Source organism: Spiractinospora alimapuensis, from assembly GCF_018437505.1.
Classification (GTDB): domain Bacteria; phylum Actinomycetota; class Actinomycetes; order Streptosporangiales; family Streptosporangiaceae; genus Spiractinospora; species Spiractinospora alimapuensis.
Window position 1 is genome coordinate 4,517,902 of the sequence record NZ_CP072467.1, and the last position, 25,348, is coordinate 4,543,249.

Annotated in this window: 30 protein-coding genes and 2 pseudogenes; 8 read left to right on the plus strand and 24 right to left on the minus strand. The window is 68.0% G+C overall.

Going from position 1 to position 25,348, the window contains the following annotated elements; all coding sequences use genetic code 11:
- Positions 1-56: 56 nt before the first annotated feature.
- Both J4H86_RS21120 and J4H86_RS21125 read right to left on the minus strand, forming a co-directional pair.
- On the minus strand, positions 57-887 hold the full coding sequence (locus J4H86_RS21120) for an NmrA family NAD(P)-binding protein (RefSeq protein WP_236539678.1): 831 nt from the start codon (positions 885-887) through the stop codon (positions 57-59).
- Positions 884-1,315, minus strand: a complete 432-nt coding sequence (locus J4H86_RS21125) for a nuclear transport factor 2 family protein (protein WP_236539680.1) — start codon at positions 1,313-1,315, stop codon at positions 884-886. The genes J4H86_RS21120 and J4H86_RS21125 overlap by 4 nt, the downstream gene beginning before the upstream one ends.
- Positions 1,316-1,446: 131 nt before the next feature.
- Between J4H86_RS21125 and J4H86_RS21130 the strand changes: the two genes are divergently transcribed.
- Positions 1,447-2,304 (plus strand): helix-turn-helix transcriptional regulator, encoded by an 858-nt coding sequence (locus J4H86_RS21130; protein ID WP_236539682.1) that lies wholly within the window; start codon positions 1,447-1,449, stop codon positions 2,302-2,304.
- A 182-nt stretch (positions 2,305-2,486) separates the two neighbouring features.
- Here the strand turns inward: J4H86_RS21130 and J4H86_RS21135 are convergent, their stop codons facing one another.
- On the minus strand, positions 2,487-3,077 hold the full coding sequence (locus J4H86_RS21135; RefSeq protein WP_236539684.1) for a TetR/AcrR family transcriptional regulator: 591 nt from the start codon (positions 3,075-3,077) through the stop codon (positions 2,487-2,489).
- 161 nt (positions 3,078-3,238) lie between these two features.
- Between J4H86_RS21135 and J4H86_RS21140 the strand changes: the two genes are divergently transcribed.
- The gene (locus tag J4H86_RS21140; RefSeq protein WP_236539685.1) at positions 3,239-4,471 is read left to right on the plus strand and encodes a cytochrome P450; all 1,233 of its coding nucleotides are present in this window, start codon (positions 3,239-3,241) and stop codon (positions 4,469-4,471) included.
- The gene (locus tag J4H86_RS21145; protein ID WP_236539686.1) at positions 4,468-4,662 is read left to right on the plus strand and encodes a ferredoxin; all 195 of its coding nucleotides are present in this window, start codon (positions 4,468-4,470) and stop codon (positions 4,660-4,662) included. Before J4H86_RS21140 ends, J4H86_RS21145 begins: the two co-directional genes overlap by 4 nt.
- A 644-nt stretch (positions 4,663-5,306) precedes the next feature.
- On the opposite strand, the gene J4H86_RS21150 is transcribed toward J4H86_RS21145, so the two are convergent.
- The 3 genes and pseudogenes from J4H86_RS21150 to J4H86_RS27685 all read right to left on the minus strand — a co-directional run.
- On the minus strand, positions 5,307-5,909 hold the full coding sequence (locus tag J4H86_RS21150) for a YdcF family protein (protein WP_236539687.1): 603 nt from the start codon (positions 5,907-5,909) through the stop codon (positions 5,307-5,309).
- Positions 5,899-6,357 (minus strand): hypothetical protein, encoded by a 459-nt coding sequence (locus J4H86_RS21155; protein ID WP_236539688.1) that lies wholly within the window; start codon positions 6,355-6,357, stop codon positions 5,899-5,901. The genes J4H86_RS21150 and J4H86_RS21155 overlap by 11 nt, the downstream gene beginning before the upstream one ends.
- Before the next feature lie 604 nt (positions 6,358-6,961).
- Positions 6,962-7,087 (minus strand): annotated as a pseudogene (locus J4H86_RS27685) (helix-turn-helix domain-containing protein); the annotation flags it as partial.
- A 201-nt stretch (positions 7,088-7,288) separates the two neighbouring features.
- Here J4H86_RS27685 and J4H86_RS21165 point away from each other — a divergent pair.
- From J4H86_RS21165 to J4H86_RS21185, 5 genes are all read left to right on the plus strand, one after another.
- The gene (locus tag J4H86_RS21165; RefSeq protein ID WP_236539690.1) at positions 7,289-7,444 is read left to right on the plus strand and encodes a hypothetical protein; all 156 of its coding nucleotides are present in this window, start codon (positions 7,289-7,291) and stop codon (positions 7,442-7,444) included.
- Positions 7,444-7,692 carry a hypothetical protein gene (locus J4H86_RS21170; protein ID WP_236539691.1) on the plus strand — a complete coding sequence of 83 codons (249 nt, stop codon included), beginning with the start codon at positions 7,444-7,446 and terminating at the stop codon, positions 7,690-7,692. Before J4H86_RS21165 ends, J4H86_RS21170 begins: the two co-directional genes overlap by 1 nt.
- Complete coding sequence (locus J4H86_RS21175) at positions 7,689-7,862, plus strand: hypothetical protein (protein WP_236539692.1); 174 nt, start codon at positions 7,689-7,691, stop codon at positions 7,860-7,862. The genes J4H86_RS21170 and J4H86_RS21175 overlap by 4 nt, the downstream gene beginning before the upstream one ends.
- 741 nt (positions 7,863-8,603) lie before the next feature.
- Positions 8,604-9,968, plus strand: coding sequence for a pentapeptide repeat-containing protein (locus J4H86_RS21180; RefSeq protein WP_236539694.1), 1,365 nt, complete (start codon positions 8,604-8,606; stop codon positions 9,966-9,968).
- Between the two features lie 502 nt (positions 9,969-10,470).
- Positions 10,471-10,953, plus strand: coding sequence for a phage antirepressor KilAC domain-containing protein (locus J4H86_RS21185; RefSeq protein WP_236539696.1), 483 nt, complete (start codon positions 10,471-10,473; stop codon positions 10,951-10,953).
- A 113-nt stretch (positions 10,954-11,066) separates the two neighbouring features.
- On the opposite strand, the gene J4H86_RS21190 is transcribed toward J4H86_RS21185, so the two are convergent.
- From J4H86_RS21190 to J4H86_RS21275, 18 genes and pseudogenes are all read right to left on the minus strand, one after another.
- Positions 11,067-12,212 carry a peptidoglycan recognition protein family protein gene (locus J4H86_RS21190; protein WP_236539698.1) on the minus strand — a complete coding sequence of 382 codons (1,146 nt, stop codon included), beginning with the start codon at positions 12,210-12,212 and terminating at the stop codon, positions 11,067-11,069.
- The gene (locus J4H86_RS21195) at positions 12,212-12,412 is read right to left on the minus strand and encodes a hypothetical protein (RefSeq protein ID WP_236539699.1); all 201 of its coding nucleotides are present in this window, start codon (positions 12,410-12,412) and stop codon (positions 12,212-12,214) included. The genes J4H86_RS21190 and J4H86_RS21195 overlap by 1 nt, the downstream gene beginning before the upstream one ends.
- A gap of 63 nt (positions 12,413-12,475) precedes the next feature.
- Positions 12,476-12,718 (minus strand): hypothetical protein, encoded by a 243-nt coding sequence (locus J4H86_RS21200; RefSeq protein WP_236539701.1) that lies wholly within the window; start codon positions 12,716-12,718, stop codon positions 12,476-12,478.
- Positions 12,715-13,203 carry a hypothetical protein gene (locus J4H86_RS21205; protein ID WP_236539702.1) on the minus strand — a complete coding sequence of 163 codons (489 nt, stop codon included), beginning with the start codon at positions 13,201-13,203 and terminating at the stop codon, positions 12,715-12,717. The genes J4H86_RS21200 and J4H86_RS21205 overlap by 4 nt, the downstream gene beginning before the upstream one ends.
- Before the next feature lie 11 nt (positions 13,204-13,214).
- Positions 13,215-16,928, minus strand: a complete 3,714-nt coding sequence (locus tag J4H86_RS21210) for a hypothetical protein (RefSeq protein WP_236539704.1) — start codon at positions 16,926-16,928, stop codon at positions 13,215-13,217.
- Positions 16,929-17,318 (minus strand): phage tail fiber protein, encoded by a 390-nt coding sequence (locus J4H86_RS21215; RefSeq protein ID WP_236539705.1) that lies wholly within the window; start codon positions 17,316-17,318, stop codon positions 16,929-16,931.
- Positions 17,319-17,334: 16 nt separating this feature from the next.
- Entirely contained in the window at positions 17,335-19,566 is a 2,232-nt protein-coding gene (locus tag J4H86_RS21220) for a phage tail tape measure protein (RefSeq protein WP_236539707.1), read from the minus strand.
- 17 nt (positions 19,567-19,583) lie between these two features.
- Positions 19,584-19,847, minus strand: a pseudogene (locus tag J4H86_RS21225) (phage tail assembly protein T); the annotation flags it as partial.
- Positions 19,848-19,903: 56 nt separating this feature from the next.
- Positions 19,904-20,299 (minus strand): hypothetical protein, encoded by a 396-nt coding sequence (locus J4H86_RS21230; protein WP_236539711.1) that lies wholly within the window; start codon positions 20,297-20,299, stop codon positions 19,904-19,906.
- The gene (locus J4H86_RS21235; protein ID WP_236539713.1) at positions 20,299-20,496 is read right to left on the minus strand and encodes a hypothetical protein; all 198 of its coding nucleotides are present in this window, start codon (positions 20,494-20,496) and stop codon (positions 20,299-20,301) included. The genes J4H86_RS21230 and J4H86_RS21235 overlap by 1 nt, the downstream gene beginning before the upstream one ends.
- Positions 20,496-20,933, minus strand: a complete 438-nt coding sequence (locus J4H86_RS21240) for a phage tail tube protein (protein ID WP_236539714.1) — start codon at positions 20,931-20,933, stop codon at positions 20,496-20,498. The genes J4H86_RS21235 and J4H86_RS21240 overlap by 1 nt, the downstream gene beginning before the upstream one ends.
- A 62-nt stretch (positions 20,934-20,995) precedes the next feature.
- Positions 20,996-21,424, minus strand: coding sequence for a DUF3168 domain-containing protein (locus tag J4H86_RS21245; RefSeq protein ID WP_236539717.1), 429 nt, complete (start codon positions 21,422-21,424; stop codon positions 20,996-20,998).
- Positions 21,421-21,792: an HK97-gp10 family putative phage morphogenesis protein gene (locus J4H86_RS21250; RefSeq protein ID WP_236539718.1), complete on the minus strand. Its 372-nt coding sequence runs from the start codon at positions 21,790-21,792 to the stop codon at positions 21,421-21,423. Before J4H86_RS21250 ends, J4H86_RS21245 begins: the two co-directional genes overlap by 4 nt.
- Complete coding sequence (locus J4H86_RS21255; RefSeq protein ID WP_330932441.1) at positions 21,785-22,126, minus strand: phage head closure protein; 342 nt, start codon at positions 22,124-22,126, stop codon at positions 21,785-21,787. The genes J4H86_RS21250 and J4H86_RS21255 overlap by 8 nt, the downstream gene beginning before the upstream one ends.
- On the minus strand, positions 22,123-22,710 hold the full coding sequence (locus tag J4H86_RS21260) for a hypothetical protein (RefSeq protein ID WP_236539719.1): 588 nt from the start codon (positions 22,708-22,710) through the stop codon (positions 22,123-22,125). The genes J4H86_RS21255 and J4H86_RS21260 overlap by 4 nt, the downstream gene beginning before the upstream one ends.
- A 5-nt stretch (positions 22,711-22,715) precedes the next feature.
- Positions 22,716-23,762 (minus strand): coat protein, encoded by a 1,047-nt coding sequence (locus tag J4H86_RS21265; protein WP_236539721.1) that lies wholly within the window; start codon positions 23,760-23,762, stop codon positions 22,716-22,718.
- Positions 23,763-23,775: 13 nt separating this feature from the next.
- Positions 23,776-24,402 carry a hypothetical protein gene (locus tag J4H86_RS21270; protein ID WP_236539722.1) on the minus strand — a complete coding sequence of 209 codons (627 nt, stop codon included), beginning with the start codon at positions 24,400-24,402 and terminating at the stop codon, positions 23,776-23,778.
- A gap of 44 nt (positions 24,403-24,446) precedes the next feature.
- Positions 24,447-25,214 carry a hypothetical protein gene (locus J4H86_RS21275; RefSeq protein ID WP_236539724.1) on the minus strand — a complete coding sequence of 256 codons (768 nt, stop codon included), beginning with the start codon at positions 25,212-25,214 and terminating at the stop codon, positions 24,447-24,449.
- Positions 25,215-25,348: the final 134 nt, after the last annotated feature.

Here is a 25,348-nt window from a genome sequence, read left to right on the forward strand (position 1 = left end):
TGTGATGGGTGCGACCGCAGGCTGGGGCACAGCAGCCACAAAACACGACACAGCGCTTACGCCGCGGACCACTCCTTCGGGCGTGCGCGGACGAAGTCGGCGAAGGAGCGGGGCGGGCGGCCGGTCAGCCGGTGGACGGTGTCGGTGACGCGGGCCGCGTGGCCCTTGGCGATGGCGGTTTCCCCCTCGGCGAGCATGGCGGCGAAAGGTTCGGGAATGCCCGCCTCTGCGTTGCGTTGGAGCAACTCGGACACCGGGGCGGAGATGTGGCGCACGGGCCGCCCGGCAACCTCGGCGATGATCGCCGCCGCCTCTGAGTACCCCAAGGGCTCCGGTCCGGTGAGCACGTGCTCACCGGCGACCGGCCCCGGTGCGGTCAGCACCTCAGCAGCGGCCGAGGCGATGTCGGCCGCGTCGATCCATCCGACCTTCCCCGTCCCGGTCGCCGAACGGATCTCGCCGTGTTCCCGGATGCCCGCGGCCAGAGGGTGCGCCCCGGTGAAGTTCTGCATGAATCCCGACGGAAGCAGCACCGCCCATTCAGGGAACGACCGCACGGTTTCGGTCAGCTCGGCGGCCTCCGCGTCGTCGTGCACCGGCAGCAGGGAGCTGAGGAGCACCACGCGCCGTACCCCGGCAGCACGCGCGGCCTCCAGGAACGGACCGGCCGCCGGCATGGGGTTCAGATTCATTGGTGGTGGCACGAGGTACACCACGTTCGCCCCGGCCAGCGCCCGCGCGTGTGTCGCGTGGTCCGTCCAGTCGAAGGGCACGCCGTTCGGCCCGGGTCGGCGTGCGGCCACGCGCACGTCGGCGCCTCGGGAGCGCAGAGAATCGGTGATCGGACGGCCAGTATTACCGGTACCTCCAGTGATGAGGATCGTCATGCTTCGAGTCCTTTCCGCAGCTCCTCCAGAGCGCCGCCGGCGCGTGCCACCTGCACGGGGCTCCAGTAGTCGCGGATTTCCGCGATCATGCCGTCTTGGACCGTGACCACCTGGACGTAGTCCATCCGGTAGGCGGCGCCCGTGCGCACGGCCCGGCCCTCGGAGCTCAGCTCGACGATGATGGTCTCCGGGTCCTCGGTGCGGTGCACCCGCGCCACCGAAACACCGGTTGTGTCGTACACGTCGGGATATCTGACGAGATAGTCACGGACGGCTTCGCGTCCCTCCAGCAGCGTCGGTGCCCCGGCTTCGGCGAACGGGAACGCCGCCGTCCCGTCCGGTGCCCACAAATCGGCCATACCGTCCATGTCCTTGGCCACGAACAGTCCCAGCATCTGCCGGAACACTCGTTCGGTTGCGTGATCCATGTCGATCTCCGTGGCTCGGCGATTGCGTACATCAGTCACACTGCTGGCGTGCGGGATGTAGGGGAACGGCCGCGTTATCCCCGGACCAGCGGTCCGTGGCTCGCCGGTTGCGCGCATGGCACGCTGGACACGTGGACAAGCGTGAGCTCGGCGGGTTCCTACGCGCCCGCCGCGAATCCCTGCGCCCGGCCGATGTCGGCCTTCCTGAACTCGCGGGCCGGCGTGCACGACGCACGCCGGGGCTGCGGCGGGAGGAGGTCGCCGACCTCGCCGGGGTTTCGGTGGACTACTACGAACGGTTGGAACAGGCTCGGGCGCGGAGCCCGTCGCCGCAGGTGATTGACGCGATCGGGCGTACCCTGAGGCTGTCGGAGGTGGAACGGTCGCACCTGTCCCGGCTCGCCGGGCACGCGCTACCCGTACGACCCGGCCCGGCGGAACAGGTCCCGCGGGACGTGCTCACTCTCCTGGACCGGCTCGGCCCGGTCGCCGCCTACATCTGTGACGCCCGCCATGACATCCTGGCCTGGAACGACCTGGCGGAGGCGGTCATCACGGACTTCGGTGCGCTGCCCGCAGCCGAGCGCAACGTTCTGCGGCTGGCCATGAGCCTGGGCGAGACACTGTGCGCGGCTCCCCCGGAGGCGGCCGGCGGGTTCGAGGAACAGGCGGCGGCGCAGTCGCGAGAGGCGTTGACCCGCCGCCCACACGATTCCGCGTTGCGGCAGTTGGTCGGCGACTTCGCCGAGAGGTCACCCGGGTTCGCGGCGCAATGGCGGCGGCACGACGTCCGCCCGCGCGCGTCGCTGCGCAAACGCGTCACCCACAGCGAACTGGGCATGCTCGACCTCGACTGCCAGACCCTCGCCGTACCGGGCACAGACCTGCGCGTCGTCATGTTGAGCGCGCAACCGGGCACCCTCGACCATGACAAGCTCACCCGCCTGCAACTCCGCCTCACCCTTCCGGCAACCTCATCACACGGATAGCGAAGTTGCTTCGTGCCGGTTGACCGGTAGTGGGTTTGGGCTTCAGGTGGCTTCGCCCCGAGTGCCACGGACCCGATAGGCGCCCCCTGGGGCGCCAATAGGGTCATGACTACTCAGTGCTTGTAAGAAGTCGTCGAGAACCCGATGAATGTTGAGCCCAACGATGTCTGGGTTCCCGGGGGTCAGTTGGGCGTTTCGCTGCGCAGGCCGCGTAGGGCTATCTCTACGAAGCGTTGGGAAGCCTCTGTTTCTTCGCCGGGTGAATTGGCGATCACTCCAGCGTTGCCCTTCAGGATCAGCAACACGTCGTCGATGGTGAGGTCCTTTCGCACAACGCCTTCAGCGATCGCGCGCGCTGCCAGTGGCTCGAACGCGTCCAGGAGGGGCTCGCGCACCATGGGTTCGGACGCGGCGGACAAGAGGTGAGCGAGGGGACCGGCTAGCCCAGGGTCTTTCACTTGGTGAGCACAGCAGTCGAGTATGGGTGTGGTGAAAGCGGTCCAGGGGTCGGAGGTGGCCGATCGCGCGGTGCCTTCACGGATGTGAGCGAGCTGGGCGCGGACCACCTCGGTCACCAGAGCATCTTTAGTGGGGAAGCGACGCTGTAGCGTCGCGAAGCCCACCCCCGCCCGTCGGGCGATCTCGGTCAGCGAGACACCGAGACCCTCATCCGCGAACGCCTCGTGGGCGGCATCCATGATGAGCCTGCGATTCCGTTCGGCATCGGCGCGCAATGCCGGTTTGGACGGCTCTGTCCGGTCCGTTTGGCTCATCGCGCCTCCTCGCATGCCCTGGGCGGTGCTTCCCGATGATAGCGTCGAACAAGTGGAGTGCCTGCACCACTTAGTCGTTCTTTCGTGCGTAAGCCCATGTAGGGAGTCCCTAGTCAATCCACGAATGAGTGGAGTGTTTCCCCTCGTTTAGGAGTTATGTCATGGCTGAGCCCACGAGCAGTCCCGCCACCACCCACCCCGCTGACGAGATTCCCATGCGTCGCGGGTGTCCCATGCGGCCGCCCGCGGAGTACGCGGATCTGCGCGCCAACGGCCCTACCCGGATGCGCATGCCGGACGGCCAACCAGTGTGGGCGGTCACCCGTCACCGCGATGTCCAGGCCATCCTCGCCAGCCCGGACTTCAGCGCCGACAACAGGACCCCAGGGCTTCCCCTCATCAAGCCGGAGGCGCAGGAGGTGCTGGACAACCCGACGTTCCTCCGCAAGGACCCGCCGGAGCACACCGCCGAACGTCGGACCCTGATCCCGGAGTTCACCCTGCGCCGCGTCCGGCGGCTGCGCCCCGGGGTGGAACACGCCACCGCGGGTCTGCTGGACGAGATGCTCCGCAACGGCTCACCCGCCGACCTGGTGGAGAGTCTGGCACTGCCGCTGCCCTCCCTGGTGATCTGCCAACTCCTCGGGGTCCCCTACAGCGACCACGAGTACTTCCAGACGCGGGCAGGGGCGGTCCTGTCCCGGAGCAGCACCCCGGAACAGACCAGTACCGCGTACTCCGAGCTCTTCGCGTATCTGGACGACCTGCTCACCCGCAAACAACGCCACCCCGAGGACGACGTGATGAGCCGCCTGGCGACCGAGCACCTGAAACCCGCGGGAGATTTCGACCGGGAAACGGTGATACGGATGTGCACCCTGCTGCTCGCCGCCGGCCACGAGACCACGGCGAACATGATCGCGCTGTCGACGGTCACGCTGCTGGAGCGCCCTGACCTGGTGGCGGTGCTGCGGGACCAACCCGACAAGCGGTCTGATGTCGTGGCCGAGCTGCTGCGCTTCCACAGCATCGCGGACGTGATTCCGACCCGGGTCGCGGTTCGCGACACCGAAATCGGTGGCGTCACCATCGCCGAGGGGGAGGGTGCCATCGCCCTCCTCGCCGGGGCCAACTGGGACCCGGAGATCTTCGATGTCCCGGAGCGCGTCCAGATACGCGCGGGAGACCAGCGCCACCTTGCGTTCGGGTACGGGATTCACCAGTGCCTGGGAGCAAATTTGGCGCGTATGGAGCTGGAGGTGGTACTGCCCGCGATGTTCGAGCGACTTCCGGGGCTGCGACTGGACGCACCGGTCGCGGAACTGGACTACAAGTACGACGGCGTGGTCTTCGGCCTGCACAGCCTGCCGGTCAGATGGGAGACCCCGGCATGAGGGTGACCGCCAACCGCGAGGTCTGTGTCGGCGCCGGCATGTGCGCGCTTACCGCACCGGAGGTCTTCGACCAGGACGAAGAGGACGGCCGTGTGCATCTGCTCACCGATAACCCCCTCGATGAGCAGCGGGACAAGGTCCGCGAGGCCGAACGGCTCTGCCCCAGCCGGGCTCTGGCTATCTCTGGCTGAGCGCCCGCCCTCCGTCCCGAGGCGGTGGAGTTGGTCGCGGCGTGCGCATCCACGCAATCTTCCGCTGTTCAGGCCGGAGCACTCATCAACGATGCCCATGCTGCCCGGCAGATCTTGGCAGACAGCTGAGATCCGCCTTCCAGTCATGAGCTCGCCGCTCAACGCGTCCACCGTGCTAGAAGTTGGCTCGTCTTCTTGGGGGTGGCGTGGCCGGTAACGGTTCGGCCGTACGTCGGGTGGCGCGGCCCCGGCCGATCTCTCGAATGGAGCCGGCCGGGGGTCTGCTTCTCCCGCCTGCGCTGCGGTAAGAGAACCTGCCCCTCCCGGCGGCTCTCCACCGACCAACTCGAACAGGCGGTGCTCGACGCGCTACTGGAGACCCGCCGACGTAGCGACCCGACGGTCACCAGACACAGGTTCGCATGCCGTTCGGAATGGTGGCCCCAGCAGGATTCGAACCTGCGGCACCCGCTTTAGGAGAGCGGGCGGACTAGTCCAGGGAACTCCACTGCCCTCTACACCTGGATATATGCCAGCGTGTAGAGGGCAGTGGAGCCGCTTAGTGGGGCATCAACTGCAACCCGAACTGCAACCCAAGGGACCCACCTACTCCCGCCGCGCGCCGACCGGCCGGGGCGGGGTTCCTAGCGCCACGCCCCGTCGACGCGATCGACGTCCCGCCACTCACCGGCCGAGACCCGCCGCTGTACTTCCTCCGCTTCCCGGAGGACCCGCCGCCGGCCGTGGGGGTGGTCGGCCCAGTTGGTGCGGGTGATCGGCACGCCGCCGTATACGGGCTCGAAGGTCACCACATGGAAGCCCGGGACGTCCGGCAGCAGCGTCCTCAGCATGCTGACCGTGCGGCGGTGATACCACTTGCACACCGCCGTGATGGTGTATCCGGCCGCGATGGCCTCCCGTAGGTAGGGGAGTCCGAACTCGACGTTCTCCCATGTGCTGGAGGACTTTGATTCACGGCGAATCACGTGCTCGGGTACGCCACGCTCGACCAGCTCACCCGCGAAGGTCTCGGCTTCGACGCTCCCGTCGTGTCGGTTGACACCGCCGGTAGCAATGATCAGCGGTGCGAGGCCCGCATGGTAGCGGTCGGCGACGATGTCGACCGGCTCGGCCTGGTTGGTTCCGAACATGAAGAGCGCAGTCGGCACGCCGGCCGGCGGTGGCGCGTCCAGGTCGACGAACGCCGTGATCTCGGCGATCTCGGCCTGCGTCAGTTCATCTGCCATCGGGGCCTCCCGGGGGTAGCGACGGTGTGCTGGCGCGCTGGACCTCATCACGGTAGAGCGCGCGGTAGGAGGAGACCTCGCCGGCCCCGGCGAAGCTGTCGGCGAGCACCTGATCCAGCCGCCGGGCGAGCGCCATCGTCGCCCACGCCGGCGGAACGCCAGTGAGCGCCGCCGTCCCGGCCGCCGCCGCTTCGTCGGCGCGTCCCCGGCCGGCCTCGGCCAGGGCGAGGATGAGCAGCGCACGGGCACGAGACGGGCCAGGAGCCGCGGTGCACAGAACGCGCCCGGTCGCCGCGGCGGCGCCGTCGGCATCCCCGGACAGCAGCAGGGACGTCGCCACGTACGGCGGGCCGTCGGCGGTGAGATGGATCGAGAACGCGCCGGTGCCGGCGTAGCCCTCCGGGAGCGCGGCCACTGCCGCGTCCGCCTGGTGCCGCGCACGGGCCATGCCCTCGGTGTCCCCCAAAGCGGACCGCCCGCATCTCCTGCGCCGCGAGCCTGGCGTGCACCACCGTGCCTACGGGTGCGGCGACCCGGCCGCGTTCCGCGATGGCCGCCGATCGGCCGGCAGACCCCTGGTAGTAGGAGATGACCGCGCGTGTCATCTCCGACCACCCGACGATCTCCAGGTGTCCCGCCGCGCGGCCGTGCCGCTCGGCGTCGCGGCACCACACAACGGCCGCCGCCGTGTCGCCGGCGCCGCTGGCGGCCATCGCGAGCAGGGTGGACAACCACCCAGTGGCGACCGCCAGGTCCTTCCGGCGCGGGCCGGCGAGGCCATCGCTCAGCTCACCAGCGTGGCGTCGGAGCTGGAGCAACTCGTCATAGGCAGTCTCGGCGGCGGCGTGGGCGTAGTGATCGACGAGGTCATGCAGCGCGTCGACCGCGTCGGCGGCGTCGGCCTGGCCGATCACGTTCAGCGCGGCGACCGTCCGGGGCGTCGGCGGGGTGGGCGCGAGGGCATCCGGCGCGTCGCCATCGAGAAGACCGGTCAGCTCGTCGAGGGTAATGCCCAGCTCGGCCGCGAGCCGCGTCCGCACCCCCGGCCGTGGCGTTCCCGCCCCGCGCTCCCAGCGCGCGACGGTGCTCGGCTCGACGCCGAGAGCGCGCGCGAGGGACTCCTGGGTGTGGCCGTGCCGATCGCGCGCAGCAGCGAGTCGGCGGCGGCGGTTCGCCATGTGGCCCTCCCGGGGGTGAGGGGCTTGTGTGCGCGATGCTACCGGGCCGCGCCCAGCTCATGCCTAGTAAACGCCCAGGCGATGCTCTGGCCCGGTGCGTCGTCGCGGGGTTCACTCGGATGAGCGCGGATCCCCGCACACGAAAGGTCCCGGCGACAGCTCGCACTGTCCCGGGGGTGGCCACCAGCCGTAGGAGGGCTGATGACGCGGACGACGATACAGCCACACGGGCCGGCGCGGGACCCCGGCCGACGAAGGCGACGCCGGCACGCACGTGTGCGTCCCTACGTGGTGTGGATGCTGCACCAGCGGGCGGCGGCCGTGACCACGGCCCCGATGCGGGCGGTGGTCGTGTGATGCCCACCTACCTTCTCTTCGGGAGCGCCGGATCGCCGGAGCGCGCCGCCGAGCTGGCGCGTCGGCGGGGCGTGAGCTGGATCCGGGAACTCGGGGACGTGGTCGTCGTCTCCCCCGTCGGGCTGATCCGGCTGATGCGCGGCGGCGGCGCTCAGGAGAAGGACGGCGCGATCACCGTGAGGCCCGGGGGCGGGGCGGAACTCATCCTTCGCCCGCTCTGCGCGACCGATGAGGAGGAGTTCGCGTGACCGACCCCGACGACGACGTCGCGCCGGGCGACGTCCTGGTCGGCTGGACCGACGGCCCGACCGGGCGCAGGGTCCCCACCTACCTTCTTCGCGGCGGTCCCGCCCGTCGCTGGCACGGAGACCACTCGACCCATGCCGCACCGATCACTGAAGAGGAAGAGGCTACATGAGCGACCCCCCGCCGACCCCACCGCCCGACCCCGGGCGGTGGATATGCCCCAACTGCCGGAACCGAATGAGGTACTGCACCTGCGGGGGCGGCCACTAGACCGGCCGTCCCGCACGCCTGGGGGGCTCAGCGGGGCGGCCACCACTTCGCCGGATCCGGCGACACAGCCGGACGGGGAGTGATACGAAGGAAGTTCCCCGCCCGCGGGGACGGCCTGCCGGTTTCCTTGTCGGCGGCAGGCGGACTGAACTGCCCCCCGGTCCCCGCGAGCGGGGATGACCCGCCGGTCTGCTGGCGGCACGGAGTCGACGGATCGTCGGTCCCCGCTCGCGGGGATGTACGTTGAGATCATCCCGAGCCTGGCGCTGCTGACGAGCGCTCCCCGCGTCGCGGGGAGGCCGCCGACCACTACCGCACGGGCAGGCCGAATCCCCGCACGCGGGGATGGCCCGATGAACCGTCCCGAGTGCCATTTCCCCGCGCGCGGGGATGTTCTACACGGCCTCTTGCCTCGCCTAGGTGGCCGCATGCGGGCGTTCCGTGAGTGGGCCGCGCAGGCTAGCTTGTTGGCCATGGCTGTCCGTCGCGAACGCTTGTCCCTTCGGGGCCGTTTGAAGAAGGCCGTTTGAAGAAGGCCGTTGGAAGAGGGCCCCAGGAATCATCCGATGACGAGCGGCCCGCGGTCTGGCTGGGGTGGCTCATCGCTGCCGCGTGGGTCGTAGCCGCGACCGCGGTCCTAGCCATGGCGGGTCTCGTCTGGCTGATTCTCGGCACTCCCGGGATCCAACAAGTCCCCGATGAGCTCTCCCCCCGCGCGCTGGACGCGATCGCCACCCGGGCATTCGCGATCGTCGCCGGCCTCGGCGGTGTGGCACTGCTCGTGATCTCCTACCGGCGCCAGCTCACCACCGAAGCAGCTGAGAAACGCGCAGAGGAAGCGGCGGACCGAGAGGTCACCAAGCTCTTCAACGAACGATTCACCGCCGCCTACAGCGACCTGGGCAGCGAACACGCTGCCGTGCGGTTGGGTGCCGTCTACTCCCTTGCTCACCTCGCCGACGACGCACCCACCGACGACCTCACCCAAACCGTCATCGACGTACTATGCGCCTACATCCGCATGCCCTACACGCCAGCACCGGATCCACTGCCAAAGAACGCAAGCAAGGCTCAACGGGAAGACCACCGCAGGCAAGAACTGGACTTCGCCTCCTTCCGCGAAGTCCGCCACACCATCATCCGCATCATCGGCGACCGGCTCCGGAAGGAAACCCGATGGCGAGCCAAGGACTACGACTTCACCGGCGCCACCTTCGACCGATGCGACGTTCACGGAGCACACTTCACCGGCGGCACCGTCAGCTTCCGCGATGCCGTGTTCGCTGGGAGCGTGGACTTCTCTGGTGTGACGTTCTCGGGCGGAGTCGTGTCCTTCGACGGCACGGTGTTCTCCGGCGGATGGGTGACCTTCGCCAACGCGAAGTTCTCCGGCCAGGAAGTGTCCTTCGAGGATGCAAAGTTCTCCACGGAGAGCGTGTCCTTCGACAGCACGGTGTTCCTGGGTGAGGGCGTGTACTTCTCCAATGCAGTGTTCTCCGGCAGGGGCGTGTACTTCAACGATGCGGAGTTTTCCAGCGGAGCCGTGTACTTCGGCGATGCGGCATTCTCGAGCGCAGTCGTGTCCTTCGGCGGTGCAATGTTCTCGGGCGGGGGCGTGTACTTCCACGATGTGGTGTTCTCCAGCGAATTCTTGTCCTTCAACCATGCGGTGTTCTCCGGGGCAGACGCGAACTTCAACCAGGCGCTGTTCTCCGGCGGACGGGTGTCCTTCGACAGTGCGGTGTTCACCGGCGGAGCCGTGAACTTCCACGATGCGATGTTCTCTGGCGGAGCCGTGACCTTCGGCGGTGCGGTGTTCTCTGGTGGAGCCGTGAACTTTATCGACCCTGAAGATCCATTCTCTTGTGCGCATGGCGCATGCCCGGATGGCCTGCTGGACGGCATGCGCGCCGGAACGCCAGGCGTCGTGACTCTGCCCGCCGCGTGGCAGGAGAACGCGAGCAAGAGCGATTCGTCGACGGAGGGGACTTCAGAGGATGCCTCCTAGGCCGGGGCGAGTTATCCACAACCCGCGCACCCCCGCTGGCGGACGCCGCCCACACCGGGCACCGTGGAGTCACAGGGCCGCGTAGCGGTCACGCCCCACCGGGGGTTCATCCATGGCGCCCCGCCCGTAAGGGTCGGGCGCCGTCTACCTCGATGCTTCCGCGAAGGTCTCATCGGAATAGCGCACCGACTCCAGCCCCCCAAAGGACTCCGCACCCTTCCTTCGGGATGACACTCGAGTTGCTCACGAGTAAGTCGTGAATAGCCATCGGATAAGAAGTCGGGCCGTCAGCCCTGACCAGACGTCTCAGCAGTTGCCCTTTGACCTCTAGTTTCACATGCACATCCCGCATCCATTGGGATTGGATTCGGTGTGCGCTTCTCGTCCCTGGGTTATCCACAGGTCCTGCTGTGGTGTCAACGAAACCAGTCGCCTTTGGGTAAGTTTGGCCACGAAAAAGCCCCGGCCCGCCAGCCGGGGCGATGAACCCGGAGGTTCAGAAGTGACAGCTCACGACACTAACATGCCCCTAAAGTCCGCTGGCGAGGGGTCGCTCTTCGAAGTGATCAAGGATGTTGATGTAGACGTGCTTGACCTCATCGACCATGTCGCGACCAGCACCAGAATCGCAGTGCGACAAGCACGAAACGCGAAGGCCCAGCTTACCGACTACCAGTCGAAGGCCGAGAAGTACGACCGGTACCTCAACTCAAGCAACCTGATCACGCGCGAATCCATGGCGAAGAAGTTCGGCATGACCCAACACACCTTCGACCGCATCCTTCGCGATAATAATGTGCTGTGCAAGGACCGCCGGCTCGCCAGAAAAGGATTCGAGCACTGGTTCGCAGTGGTACACGAAGAGATCCAGATGGGGCGACACTCGAAGTGGGTCGAGGTATTGAAGGTCACGCCTGCCGGCCTCGATGGCATCGGTGACATGCTGACCAACATGGGCTATAGGACCGTAGGAGAGGGAGCTTAACCTCAACGGCGCCCGAAACACGAAGAGGGCGCCCCACCCGAAGGTGGGGCGCTCTTGGTTCGGCCGGCCTTCCCCAACCGGTCGAACGCGTGTGCGATGCTACCAGCTCATGATCATCGGGGCCAGTAGAAGACGTCCGACGTCGCGCTGGTCAGTCGGGCGGTGGTGTCGCCGAACTGGGCCACACGGACGCGTACGCGCCTGCCCGCGGCGAGGTTGCCCTTCCACGCGTAGGTGAAGTGCCCGCCGCCGCCGACGTGGGCGGGCGAGTGGATGGGCCGGTTGCGGACGATGGTCCAAGAGTCGCCGTCGTGCTCATACTCGGTGGCGCGCACCTGGACCTCGCAGCCGGGTTGGAGGTCCTGAATGGTGAGGCCGACGGAGAAGTCGTAGAACGCCCCGTCCTTCTCGTAGACGCCGACGAGTGAGTAGAGCTCCTCGTCGTTCTTGTCACCGTGGACCGAGTCGGCGACGGAGTCCATGAGCACGCTTCGCCAGCTCCCCGGTGGCAGCTCAACCTCCGTGCGTCCTTCGTAGCGGCGGTGCTTGGGCATGTCGTCCTCCAATGCGTCGTCGAGTGCGGCGCGTGTGTCCGGGCCGACGATCCCGTCGGCCTCCAGGCCCGCGCTCCGCTGGAACTTCTTCACCGCGGCCTCGGTCTCCGCACCGAAGTCACCATCAGCGCCGTACTCAGGCAGGCCGTAGCCGAGGCTGATGAGCTGCTCCTGGAGCTGGCGGACGTCAGGTCCGCGGTCGCCACGGCGAAGCAGGGAACCGCCGCCACCGCCTCCGCTGGCGACGTCGCGGTAGTTCGAGGAGCGCCACCACGAGTAGTTGCCGCTGCCCGGACACGACGTGGAGTTGATGTCCCGGTGGCCCTTGCGCGCCAACGTGCGGCCCGCCCGCCGGCATGCTTCGTCGTAGATCGCGATAACGGCGCGCTTCGCCGCGTCCGACATCCCATCGGAGCCGATGAAACAAACTCCGATCCCCTGCCGGTTACGCGGCGCCGCGTGCGCCCCCTGCACGTTCCACCCACGCCCCTCATAGGCGTTGCCGTCATTGTCGACCAGGAAGTTGTAACCGATATCCACCCAGCCACGAGAATCCATGTGGTAGTTCTGAATCGACCTCGGCGTCTGCGACGTGGAACCCGTGGAGTAGTGCAGCGTCACCTCCACCCGCTCCGACATCCCCACCGTGGTACGGCCACGGGGAGCGCGGGCGCCCCACGCGGCGCGCGAGATGATCGCCGACATCAAGCGTCCCCAGCGGTGACGACGTCCGGCCGCGGGGTGTGCGGGGCGAGGTAACCGGCGATGAACACGGCCACCGTGACCGCAGCGCCGGCCACGTCCGCGGGGACGTCGAGGCCCACCAGGCCGGCGACGAACACCAGGACCGTCGCAGCCGCGGCTGCTGCCGTCGCGGCGGTAACCTTCTTCTCCACTGTCTTCATGTGTGTCCTCCTGACATGGCGAAGCCCCGACCCATCTGGTCGGGGCGGGGATGGTCCCTCTGGTCAGCCGACGAGTGCGGCGATGATCGCCGCCACCGCCGCGGCGACCGCGCTGATGCTGCTGATGGGGAGCGCGTAGCGCCACGCCTCCAGCGACCTCAACCTGTTCTCGTGGTCGTCGAGCCGGTCGGCGTGCGCCTCTTGCCGCGCCAGCGCGGCCTCGACCTTCCCGGAGAGTTCGCGCTGTTGCCCGTAGACATCGGCCACGGTGACCACCGCGTAGGGCCTGGTCTCGTCGGTGCTCACGTGAGCCCCTGGACGAGGATGGAGCGCACCCGCACGATTCCGTTGGTGCCACTGGATACGCGGTGCATCATCCGGGTGTTGTACACGCGTCCGGGCGTGAGTCCGGTGACGACCATGAAGCCCGACCGGCCGCTGTTCGGGGAATCCGAGGAGGAGTCGCCGGCCATGCAGGAGAGGCCATCGTTGATGTTCGCGCTGGCCACGACGGGCCCCTGGCCGACGGACCCACCCTCGCGGACCTCTGGGCACATGCGGATCGTCGACCCGCCGTCGCCGGCCTTGTTGAGTTCGGCGTGGAAGTGGATCACCACGGCCCCGCTGGTCGGCGCGATGAACGAGGTCCCGCAGTCGATGTAGTCGCCGCTACTGACGCTGTCTTCCGCGCCCCACTCGCCTGTCGCGCTCACCTCGAACGTGCCCTGGTGAACGTCGTGCGCGGCAGCGGGGAAGTCAGTACTGAGCAGCCTCTGTCCTGCTCTGGGCATGGCGGTCCTCTCTATAGGCCGACGATCGCCGGGCGGTGAAGGCGGACGTCGGTGCCGCCCCTGTGCGACTTGCTGACGCCGTTCACGGCGCGCTCGACGGTGAGGACCTGAGGCCACCCCGTGCTCGCAGCCGTGACGCGCATGACCTCGCCGCCCACGGCGATGTCGAACGGCATGTCCGCGGGGTCGGTGGTCCAGCCGTGCCCAGGCACGGCCGCGGTCACGGGCAGCTCGATGGCGGTCTCGTCGAGGTCACCGACGAGGGTCGAGCCTGGCGTGTCGTATCGGTCGCGCTGGTCGTCTGGCGGCTGGTCGGGGTGGTGCCATTGGCCGATCAGCCACGGCGACGCCGGGGTGCACGTCAGCGTGATCTCCCAGGTGTGCAGGTTCAGCAGCTCTTCGTAGCCCTGCACGATGAGGTCGAGCGCGTCAGCCTGGGTCCAGCTCGGTGGATGCAGGATGCGGATCCGGTCGCCAGCGTCGAGGCGCAAGATGTCTTCAATGTGATTGCGCACCCTCGGGTTGGCCAGGTTGAGCCGGATCGACGGCCAGCGCAGAGCGTCCACGGTTCCCAGGTGGAGGCGCCACTCGGCTTGGGCTTGCGCCTGGGCGTCACCGTGCAGGTTCAAGCTCACGGATTCGTCGTACCGGCCGACCGCGGCGATGCCGAGTGGCCCGTCGTGGTCGGCGGCTTCCGCGCTCGACCCCGACGAGCGCTGGACCTCGATCTCGTTCCTAAGTGATTGGTCGTCGTCCTCTGGCTCGAACGGCTCTGAGATGACGCCGGCCTCGTAGTCGAGGACGAGCACGGGCTCGGCGCTGTACAGCGTGTCTCGCCCGCGGTACGTCAGCCCGAGATGGTGCCTGGCTTCGCCGGGCACTCCGAGGTCGGCTTCCTGTGCCTCCTCGATGATCGCCAGGGTCGACGCCTCGGGCTCGGGTCCCATCGCCTCGTCGGCCCGGCCGGTGATCTCCAGCGGGACGCCACGGTCGGCGGCGATGCGGTCGAGCCGTGCGCGGGCTGACTCGCCCGCGAAGCCCGGAAGGGAACTCAGCATCGCGGAGTGGCCGGTGTTGTCCCACACGCTGAGATGCCCGACTCCCATGCCGGACAGCTCGGGGCCGAACGTCCACTCCAGCCGTCGCAATGGAAGGGGCGGGCCGACCAGGTTGTAGACCAGGCCGCTTCCCCATTCCCCCTCTGCGGTCCAGTAGACGAAATGGATCTGGCCATCGGTCGACCGCACCCCGATCCGGCGCCACCCGCCGACCAGCCGGGGCGGCGAGTCCACGACCCTGGTCCCCTCGAAGTCGATCACATCGCCGTCGAGGCTGAGCTGGTAGATCCACAGGGTCGGTCCGCTGACGTCTCGGAGTGTGACGCGGATCCGCCAGTCGGCGGTGACGATGCTGATCAGTGTCTGCTCGGTCTCCAGTTCTGGCCATTCGTCGAGATGGATGGCAGCCGAGACCTCCCAGGTGGTGCTCTCCATCGCGAGGCTCGGGCCGATGATCCGGCCGCCTTCGCGAACCTGGGGCAGCGGCCCGGAGCCGGCGAGGGAGGAGTCCGCGGCGAAGTCGAGGCTCCTGGCCCTCACGGGCGGTACGCCTGGCACGAGTGATCGTGCCTGCTGTGCGTCGCTGCCTTCTTCCATCGGCCAGTAGGCGATTGGGAAGAACCGCGGCACTGTCCGTCTCAGCGGCGACGTGATCGGCTTTTGCCCCTGGCCGAGGCGACGGAGGATGCCGGACGCAGTGACCGGCGCCTGGACGTCGGAGTCCGACAGGTCCCACCGTGAGGGCCACGAGCTCACCTCGCCCGTGAACCGAACGTAGCCCGGATCCGGTGCCGGCGCTGGCCGCACCTCCAAGTCGCGGAAGTGCACCTCCACCGGGAGCGTGGTGGGATCGACGTTGTCGGTAGCGATCGCTCGGATGCCGAGCAGGCCGCCGCCCACGAGATCCGCATGCCACGCCTGGGCATGCCACACCTCGGGCTCGGGAGCACCGTCGGGCCAGACCCGCATCCGGATCTCGGGGCCGATCGCCTGGGCGCGCACCCGCAGCCAGTCGCCGGGGGTGTAGGGCAGGTCGGCCACGGGCGCGTCGAGGCCGCCGGTGATCGCGCCATCGCCCCCGCCATGTGAGATATGCGCCGAGATCCGTACCCGGCCGGCCGAGGCGACGCGCGTGCCGACGTTGCCCCGATACTCCACCCAGTCCGCGCCGCGCCGGCGTCGACGCATCACGATGGATCCATAGATCGCGCCGCCGGCCACGCCTCGGGGAGCGACCGGGACCATCATCGACACCGTCACGTCGACGTCACCGGCGACGTCATCGGCGGTATGGACGAGTCGCCATTGGTCGGCGCCCGCGGAGTCGAGGCGGATTCGGCCGGTGCCGTCCACGACCCGCACGGGGATACCGGCCGGGTCGGTCTCCCACGACTGCCCTGTGTCGGCGGTGCCCCACCCGCTGGTGATGGTGCGAGAGAAGGTGTCGACGAGTAGCGGTTCGGGGGCGGGCGCAGGATCGGCGACCCTCACACGTAGCGGGGTGTTCTTGCCGATCAGCCCGTAGTACGGCGACAGCGGATTGCGCGGGGAGTACTTGCCGTCACGGTTGTCGAGGGTGAGCGCGCACGACGACGGGTCGGCGCTCGCAGCTTCGTCGGCTCGGCCGCGCGTGATGTGGATGTCCTCGGACACGCGTACGTCCCCGCTGACATCCACCCACCGATCGCCGAGGAACAGCTCAGTCGTGACGCGCGGCGGGAAGCTCGGCCTGGTCCTCGTCGTCGCTTCCGCGGGCCGTGCCGTCAGCGACAGCATCCCGACCGCAGGAGTGTCGCCGATGCGACGGGACCCCACCGGCCGGGCCACCAAGCCCAGGCTGGCGCCGGCCGCCACCGTCGTGGCGCGCCGCGACGACGCCGACCCGACCAGACCCAGGTGCGCGCCCGCACCGACGCGCGTCGCCCTGGTGCTCCCCACCGGGCGAGGAGTCAGCGCCAGCGTCGCCTGAGCAGGCGACCGCCCATCAGCGATCCGGGTGGCATCGGCATGACCGGACAGGGTGAGAGTCGCCCGAGCCGAGCTGTGCCGCTGGACGACGACCGGGCCGATCCACTCGGCGGCATCGCTGATAGCGACCTCGTCGACATAGGCAGGCCCCGACCACCCCCCAGGACGGAGTAGCTGAAGAAGTGTCGCCGAGATCGTGTGCGTGGGTCCCGTGATGTCGACGTCAGGATCATCGACCGCGTGAGGATCGGTCCACCACGCACGAAGAGAGGTCGTCGCGGTACGGCCGGGACGGATCCACTCCACCCGTACCGTCCGCCCGACGAGGTCGGTCCCGACCTCCTGGCCGAGAAGTCGGTGCATGCCCTCGGCATCGCGGATCTCGATCGTGGCGAGCTGAGAGCCGCCCGTCCCGCCAGAGTTCGTGGCGCACACCAGCGACCCGCCCGCCGGGACATAGAAGTACAGTCGGGCCGCCCACGTCGCGCGACCCAGAGCAGCCCCCACCTCAACCGCCAAACCCGAAGCATCGGCGACGTCTTCTATGCGCGCCGAAGCGGCGCCGGCGGCAGTCCAGGCGGCCGAGTAGCGCACCACGCCAGCGACAGCAGCGACCGGGTCGCCATGGCCTCCGGAGTTCTCGGCCGTGACGACGGTCCCGTCGACGCCGTCGAACGAGTTCGACCAGACGACGGCCATCTACTTCTTCTTCACGCGGGCGCGCGCCGTCGCCACACCGGCCGCCATATCCAGTACCAAGGGCTCGACCGTCACCACCGACGGCGTGGGCGACGGCTGTGCCTGGGCGAGCGGAACCGGCCCAAGCCAGTTGCCCTCAGCGTCCCGCAGTCCGACGTGCGTCACCTCCGTGTCGCCCGTCATGGCCGGTGTCGAGAACGCCAGTTCTCCGGTCGCCGCGATAGATCCGCCGGCTGGCGACTCCCATGACACCGGCAGCCTTTCGTACTCGCCGCCGCTGACCTCGTCGGACCCGTCGCCGTCCGGTGCGGCCGTGTGCAGGGAGGCTTCTACCGCAGTCGAAGCGGCAGCCGACAGCATGGGGTGAAACAGATTGTTGGTGAACGCCATACGTGCGTCCTCTCTTCTACTGCCCGAAGGCTCTCTGGACGTCGCCGCGGCCGTCGGTGCGGACCATGCGGCGGATCAGTCTTTTGAATTCGCCGTCGGCGCCGGTGACGTCGATCGTCACCGTGGACCCCGACCCCCCACGGGACACGGACGCGTTGACGTTCGCGGGGATCGACCGCGCAACATCCCTCATCCCGGCGACACGAGAATCCAGCGGAGACATCAGCGCGTCGGCCGCGGCGTCGATCCGGCGAAGCTCCGACATGACGCCCTCGCCGAGGGTCTCGGCGATCCGCGCGCCGCTGACCTCGGGGGCGCCGGACCCGCTGAGCGGGCCGATCTCGGCGGGCGAGAACGGCAGGTAACTCCGGATCGTTCCGGCAATGGACGACATCGCTCCGGTCACCCGGCCGACCATCGACTGAATGCCGGACACCAGCCCGGAGATCACCTTCTTACCCGCATCCCTCAACCAAGATCCGGCGCTACCGAAGAATTTCTTGATCCGGTCGGGAATGGATCGGACGAAGTCAAGGAGTCTTTGTCCTTGCTCGCGGGCGCGGACGTACATTGTGAGGAAGTGCAGCCTGACAATCTTTGGAATCAACTTAAGCATTTCGACACGTAGCTTGATCGTGTCGATCCAACCCTGCACAAGCCCGACTATCCAGTCGACCGCACCCTGCACGATCGACACAGCCCAGTCCCAGGCGCCTTGGATAATCCCGACGACCCAGTCCCACGCCGCCTGAGCAGACGATTTGATCCATTCCCACGCGGCGGCGAGGAAACCCACGACCGCGTCGACAGCGGTCATCGTCGCGCTTTTGATCCACTCCCAGGCCCTAGACGCGGCGTCCTTGATGTCGTCCCAGTAGACGATACAGAGAATGATGATCGCGATCAGGGCGATGATCGCGATGACGATCCACGTGACCGGGGACGCCCAGAGTGCAACATTGAAGAGCATTTTCGCCGCAGCAGCGAGCTTGAAGAGCGGCACGATGATCTTCAGCAATGGGGCCAAATGCCCGATTGCCTGCATGATGAAGCCGAGCACGACCAACAGGGGGCCGACCGCAGCGAGAACACCCGCAATTATGCTGCCCCACTTAAGTAGGTGGGGATTGGTGTCGCTCAGCCCCTGGACAATTCCCGTCAGTTTCTCCACGAGCCCTGTCGCGAACTCTAGGAGTCCGCTGTCGGCGATCGAAAGCATCAGCGCCTCAGCGGCGCTGCCAAGCTCCTTGAGTGAGCCCTGCAAGCCCTCCATCCGGATATCGGCCATCTCTTCGGCCGCTCCCCCGGATCCCTCCAACTGCTCCGTGAAAGCTTCGAGGTCGTCTGCGCCGCGCTCCAGGATGGCCAGCATGGCGGGCCCGGCCTCCTGGCCGAAGATCGCGGTCATGTCGTTAACGTCGGCGCCCGCGTCCTCGAAGTCCCGGAATATGTCCGTGAGGCTCCGCATGTTGCCGTCGGTGTCATTGACCGTGACACCAAGGGCGTCCAAGGTGGACTGCGCGTCGCCCGTGGGGGACGTTAGGCTTGTCAAGGCACTACGCATCGCGGTACCACCACGGCTGCCTTGAATGCCGGCGTCGCCGAGGATGCCCATCGCAGCGGCGGTTTCTTCCAGGCTGATGCCCAGGCCCGACGCGATTGGTGCCGCGTAGCTCAACCCGTCGCCGAGCTGCTCCACCGAAGTGTTCGACGACGCGGACGCTTCCGCCAGCACGTCCGCGACCCGTGCCGCTTCGGACGCCTCGATGCCGAAGCCGGACATGATGTTCGATGCGATGTCCGCGGCGGACGCGAGTTCCAGCCCGCCGGCCGCAGCGAGGTTGAGCACGTCGGGTAGCCCGGACATGATCTCGGTGGTGTCCCACCCGGCCATGCCGAGGAACTCCATACCGTTCGCGGCCTCGGTCGCGGAGAACTGGGTGGTCGCACCGAGGTCGCGCGCCTGCTCCGTCAACTGGTCGAAGTCGCTGCCCGTGGCGCCGGTCACCGCGCGAACGCCGTTCATGCTGGACTCGAAATCACCCGCAGTCTTCAGCACCGCGGCGCCGAGCCCGACGATCGGCGTGGTCACACGGGCCGTCAGGGTCTGACCGACACTCGAAACGCGTTCCCCTGCGGAACGGACGGACCCGAGCTTTCCCTCGATTCCTTCGGCCGCGCGGTCAATTTTCTCTAGGCCCTCGACGTCCGCACCAATGCGGATCAAGAGTTCTTGGAGGGTGGCCATTTCACCCCCCGGGGCGTCTATTTCGTTGTGGTCTCGCGGCCGTTCACGGTCCCGCCGAACGCCGCATTCAGCATCTGCGCGACACTCTTCTGCTGCCGCCAGGACTGTTGTTCACCACGGCGCTTATCCCACTGCGGCAAGAAATCCTTGGGCTTCGCGGCCCGTGACTTCTTGTCCCGCTGTGCATTCGCTACGACCGCGCATAGCTGAGCAAAAAGAATGTCTTGGCGTTCCGGGCCGAGTGGCCCCGTGATCTGCTCATAGGCCATCCACTCGGTGAGCTCAGCCGAGGACGTGCGGCGAAGGAGTTCACCGACCGGTAGGCCTAAGTGGCCCGCTAGTCGGAAGTAGAAGCGTCGCTCGGGTCTGACCCGGAGTTCTCTTTTCCCTCCGCCACCGCATCCTTGCCCATGCCGGACAGCTCGCGCGCGATATCAAACAGGCGATCGACGACCGCCCCATTCTTCTGGCCGAGGACCTTGGCCTTGTCGTCGCCGAAGAGGCGCCGGCCTTCTTCGTCGACCAAACACTTAACGACCAGCTTGGCGCGGAAATTGGCCAGCCGGATGCTGGCCGCTTTTCCCTTGTTGTCGACCATGGCCGCTTCGTATGCGTCGCGGTCGGTACCGCTAAGCCCGACGACTCGGACGGTTCCGCCCCATTCCGGCACTTCCTCGTCGCGGTGCTGCCGGTCGTCGGCCGCCTCGATTTCTTCAGCAGAAAGAAGTGCCATCAGGTTCCCTCCTGGAGTGCGTTTCTGAATTCGACCTGCCGTGCGATCAGCGTCAGATGGACCTCCGGAACACCATCTGGGTCGACGGGGATCGTCACTGAGTCCCCGAGGATCGCATTTCCAGGGATCTCAATTCCATCAACCGTGATTGAGAATCCGCGGGCGTTCCGCACGACTGCTATGCGGTCGGCCAACATCAGTCCTCACCGCCGCCGTTGTCGTTCTCGGCGTCGTCGAAGTTCGGCCTGCCGGAAACCTTCCACGTCATGGACGCTTCGGCCGGTCCGTCGTGCGGGAAGTCCGGCTCGAAACCGGTCAGGCCCGCCTTAAAAGCCCACCTGCTGCCGTCGGGGAAGGTCATCCGGTAGTCGACCGGCTCGGAGGTATTGAAGTCGTCCAGGAGGGTGATGTGCTTCTCGGCGTCGAAGTACACGTCAGCGCTCACCTCACCGGAGCGCTTGATGCCGAAAATGATCTCCTCCCACTGGTCAGGTGACTGGTGGGTGGTGACGTCGTATTCCTCACGCTCCAGCCCCGGGCCGGAAATGCTGTGGATGTTGGCGACTTCCTCCCAGCTGCCCGGCCCGTTCTCGCTGCGTTCCAGCTTCACGCCGTGAGCGTCCTTGCCCGCCATAGCGGCCCTCCTTGCAAGCGAATGAGCCCCCGCCGTGGCGTGGGGCTCGTGGTCTATCTGTGTCAGGTCTGTGCTGTGCGGATCCGGAAGCGGGCCACGACGTGGCGTACCTCGGGGTCCTCATCCCGCAGGGTCTGGCCGAACTCGAACCGCAGGCTCGTGACGTACTGGCCGTCGCCGACGTCGAGCTCGGCGGGCCGGTGGTCGAGCAACGCGGTCACCCGGTTGGCGACGGCGTTGGCCTCAGCGAAGCCCCGGTAGCGGGACCACACGTGCACCGTGATGGTGGTGTCCCGGCCGATGAAACTGTGGCTGTTGGCCGGGGTTTCGATCGCCTCACCGAGCGTGACGTACGGCCAGGACGCCGCGTCCTTCTCGGGTACGTAGTCGTACACGGCCGCGCCCAGGGCCGCGTCCTCGGCGGTGAGGCGCTGATACAGGGCCGCCTGGATATCGGCCATCGGCCGGCGGGCCGGCGTGGACGCGGTCATGACGGCGGGAGCGCCCGGTTCAGCGCCGACGCCATCTCCTGCGGGAAACGCGCCTCGGCGACGCGGGCCGCCGGCTCGGCGAACGGAGACGCAGGCCGCGCGCTCGTGCCGAACTCGACCATCGCCGCGTACCACGCCCTACGCGCACCGAGCACTCCGACTTCGTGCGTGAGGCGGTCCCGCTGTCGGCTGTCGATCGCGCCCTGGAGCGTGCCAGACGCACGCGGCGCGGACGCCGACATCTCCTCCTCGACGCGACCCGCCTCAGCGGCGACCACGCGCCCGGCCTCGGCGACCACGGTCGGCCCGATCTGGCGAAGCTTCCGCTTCAGCTCGGGCAAGCCGACGATCGTCGTGCTCCTAGCCATGGTTCTCTTCCCCCTGCACAAGTTCGCAATCGCAGCGCCGGTAGACGGGCTCGGACGGCCGGTAAACCGCGGTGACCCGCCAACTACCTTCCGGTCCGCGTAGCTCATCGCCACGTCTCACGTCCGCGCGCGGGCGAACGTAGACCGGCTGGGTGTGCTCAGAGCCGGCCTGCTGTGCGGCGACCCGCTCGGCAGTCGTCGCCTGGGACACGCGGGCTCGGATCGATCCGAGGTGGACCCAGTCGGTGATGCCCCCGCCGGCCCCATCGGGCTCCTCCTGGCGGCGGTAGTGCTCCAAGAGTCTGTTCAGGTGCATGCCGATCGGCGGCATCATCCGGTCCTCATCACCGCAGCCCCACCACCGAAACGCGCCCGCAGCCGAGACCGGGTGGTCTCGGGCAGCTCGATCTCGGTCAGGGTGCCATCGTCGGCGAACGATGCCGAGTAGTCGCCGATCCTGAGCTGGGTCACGCGCTTCGTCGCCAGGCCTCCACCGGTCTCATCCGACCGCCAGGCCATCAGGGTCGTGGCCGCGATCCGGCAGACGAGAGCGATGATGTCCGCGGGCACCTCGGGCAGGCCGTGGATGTAGGTCACCTCGACCTCCGAGGCGTCCGACCCCCACCCGGCGGCCCGGTACAGCGACGCGCGCGGTCGGGACAGCCGCCACCCGCTGGCCTCGGCGTCGTCCAGGAGTACGGTGTCCACCGAGGTGATCGGCGGGCCTGGCAGAGGAAGGCGCTCCTCGCGCTGCCCGGCCAGCACCACCGTGGACGTGCCCTGACTGATGGGGCACCCAGCCGCTTCCCGCACGCTGGCGGACGCCACGGCGAGGTACCGCTCCACGATCGGCCGCTCGTCGCCCTCGACAGTGACGCCGAGCGCCTCCAGGTCCTCGACAGTGGCCAGCGAGCCCACGGCGACTACTTCTTCTTGGGCTTCGGCGGCTCGGCACCGAGGTCGGCGCTCTCCGCCTGAACACCCGCGCCACCGGCGTCGCCGGTGTCCACCTGGATCGGCTGACCGGTCACGGCGACGTCCGCGGTGCCCTCCACCGTCACAGGCAGACTGGAGTCGGTACCGGTGATGAACACCTGCTGGGTGCCACCGCCACCGTTGCCTCCGTCCACGACCTCCACGAGCGCGGTCGCCAACCCGGCGGGTTGGAACGTCTGGGCACCGAACACATGCAGACCTCGCACGATGTCAGCGAACCGCGCCTGCGCGCGGAGCGCCTCGGTCTGAGTGATCTGCTCGGCAACGCTGATCGCGTCCGGGATCCCAGCCATGACCACGCGCTCGCCGTCGTCGGTGGTCGGCGCGTTGTTGGACAGCAGGATGTCGAATCCAGCGGCGCGCCCGACGAGACCGTTCCTGAGGGTCTGGTCGGTACCTGAGGCGTCGACGCGGACGAACCGGTCATCACGCTGCAACACGCCGTGGAACTCGGGAGGCACCACGACGTACCTACCGTCGGTCGGGCAGTCTGCCTTGGTCAGCGCGACCGCCAGCTCCACGAGGATGTCGTAGGCGCCACCGGGTGCGCTCTTCGCGACCTCGATGGATCCAAGCTGGTTCGCAGTCAGGGCGCTGGTGTAGAGGCCCGCGACATAGGAGTCCAGACCGTCCTTGAGCCGGTACCCGGCCCGTGCGGTGGCCGGCCCCTGGAAGTCGCCAGCGGCTTGGACCCGGTCGACGTCGTTGACCCGGAAGCTGAAGTACTGCCCCTGGTCGATGACCAGGGATGTGCTGGAGTCGTCGAGATCCTCGGTCGTCAGATCAGTGCTCTTGTCGTAGGTCCGGATCGTGGGGTCAGCGATCGACGTCACGTGTACCGTGTCGCCCATCTGGCTGATCTCGCCCTCGTAGCGGCGGTTGGACACTGTGCCCTGGGCGTAGACCAAGGCCCGCTCGAACGGCACCTGGACGGCCGCGCTCCAGAGCTCGGGGATGAAGTTGGTGATGGCCATGACTGGCTGCTCCTTAGTTCTGCAAGAGGTTCTTCAGACGCCCTTCCTGGTGCGCCTTGAGCCGCTGGTCAGGCGTCATCTTCGCCAGGTCCTCACGGCTGGTGATCTGCTTCGGTCGTCCCCCGTTGCGGGATCCGCCGTCGCCGGTGCCCTGGAACCTCCGCGCCGTTGCGGCAGCCAGGTAGGGCTTGTTGGTGATCAGGTCGTCAATCGCGTCGGCGATCTCATCGGCATCGACTCCGCCGTCCCCGTCGACCTCGAACCCGTCGAGATCGAGGAACTTGAGTGCGTCCTTCGGGTCGGAGAGCTTCCCGGCCGCGGCGGCGCGCACCTCTGCGCGCACGATCCGCGCGTTCGCGCCGGCGACAGCCTCCTGTGTGGCCTGCTGTCGGATCGCGTCGGCGTCCGGAGCGTCCCCATCCGCAGACTGGGGCCGTCGGGCTTCCTCCAGCTCCCGCTCCAGTGCCCGGCGTCGGTCCCTCTCGGCCCGCCACTTCGCCTTGGTGGCGTCCAGCGCCTTCTTCCCCGGATCGCCGAGCGCCTCGGCGCCCTCCGGGTCGACGTCGACATCGACGTCCTGGCCATCGACGGCCTCGTCCTGGGGCTCCTCGACGGCGGGCTCGGTCTCTTCGGTGTTCACGTGTCGTCTCCCGTTGCGGGTCAATGCCCCCGTTGCGAGGGCGGTCAGTCCAGGTATCCGTGCTGGCGCAAGAGGTCGATCGCTTCGTCGCGGCTGTTCGCGTTCTGCATGATGGCTTCGGGCATGAGTCGTGGTTGGCCTTGGAGGCGCCGGTAGGCCCACCCTCGGCGCGTGGTGCCCTCGGTCGTGTAGCCGGCCGAGGTCATGCCGCGCTGAGCGTTCACTATCTGGTTCATGTCGGCGCCCTGGCGGATCGCCTCGGCGGCTCCAGCGCCGAACCGGGCGTCCTGCTCCGCAGTCGTCATAGCGTCGAAGATGCTCTGCGGGCTCTGCGCAATCTCGTAGTACTCGTCCGGCCGCATCGGCACCGTTTGGCATTTGCACTGTGGATGCCGCAGGAAACCAGTGCTCCAGCGGTACTGCCTTCCGGCGAGGACGAGACACCGGGGGCACGCGCCTGGCTCGACCACCCGCGTGTAGATCCCCACGCGGGGACGGGCAGCGATGCCCAGCTCGTCGGCGACGCGGCCGGCGTCGAAGATCTGCGTCCCAGCGAACATAAGCAGCGATGCCAGTCCAGAGGCCAAGGCGCGGGCGATCGACTCGCCGCGGCGGATGGCGCCCAATGCGACGATCGCCGGGTAGGCCATCAGGCTTACGAGGCTGCGTCCATCCGACGCCACTCCAGCCAGCGACCCCGGAACGACCCGCGCCACAGGCGCGACCGCCGACCCCGTACCGAGGACTCGTCCGAGGTAGGGCTCTGCCTGGCGCGCGGCTTGCTCCTGGGCCTGAGCGACCCGAGCGGTCACGCCCGGCACCTGGCGCGCCCACGACTCCGATATCGCGTCCGGGTCGACTCGCTGCCATGCCCGCTGAACATCCCGGGACGCCACGGCGGCTATTCGTTCGCGATCGCGGCGATGCTCGTGCGCCACGGCTGGCG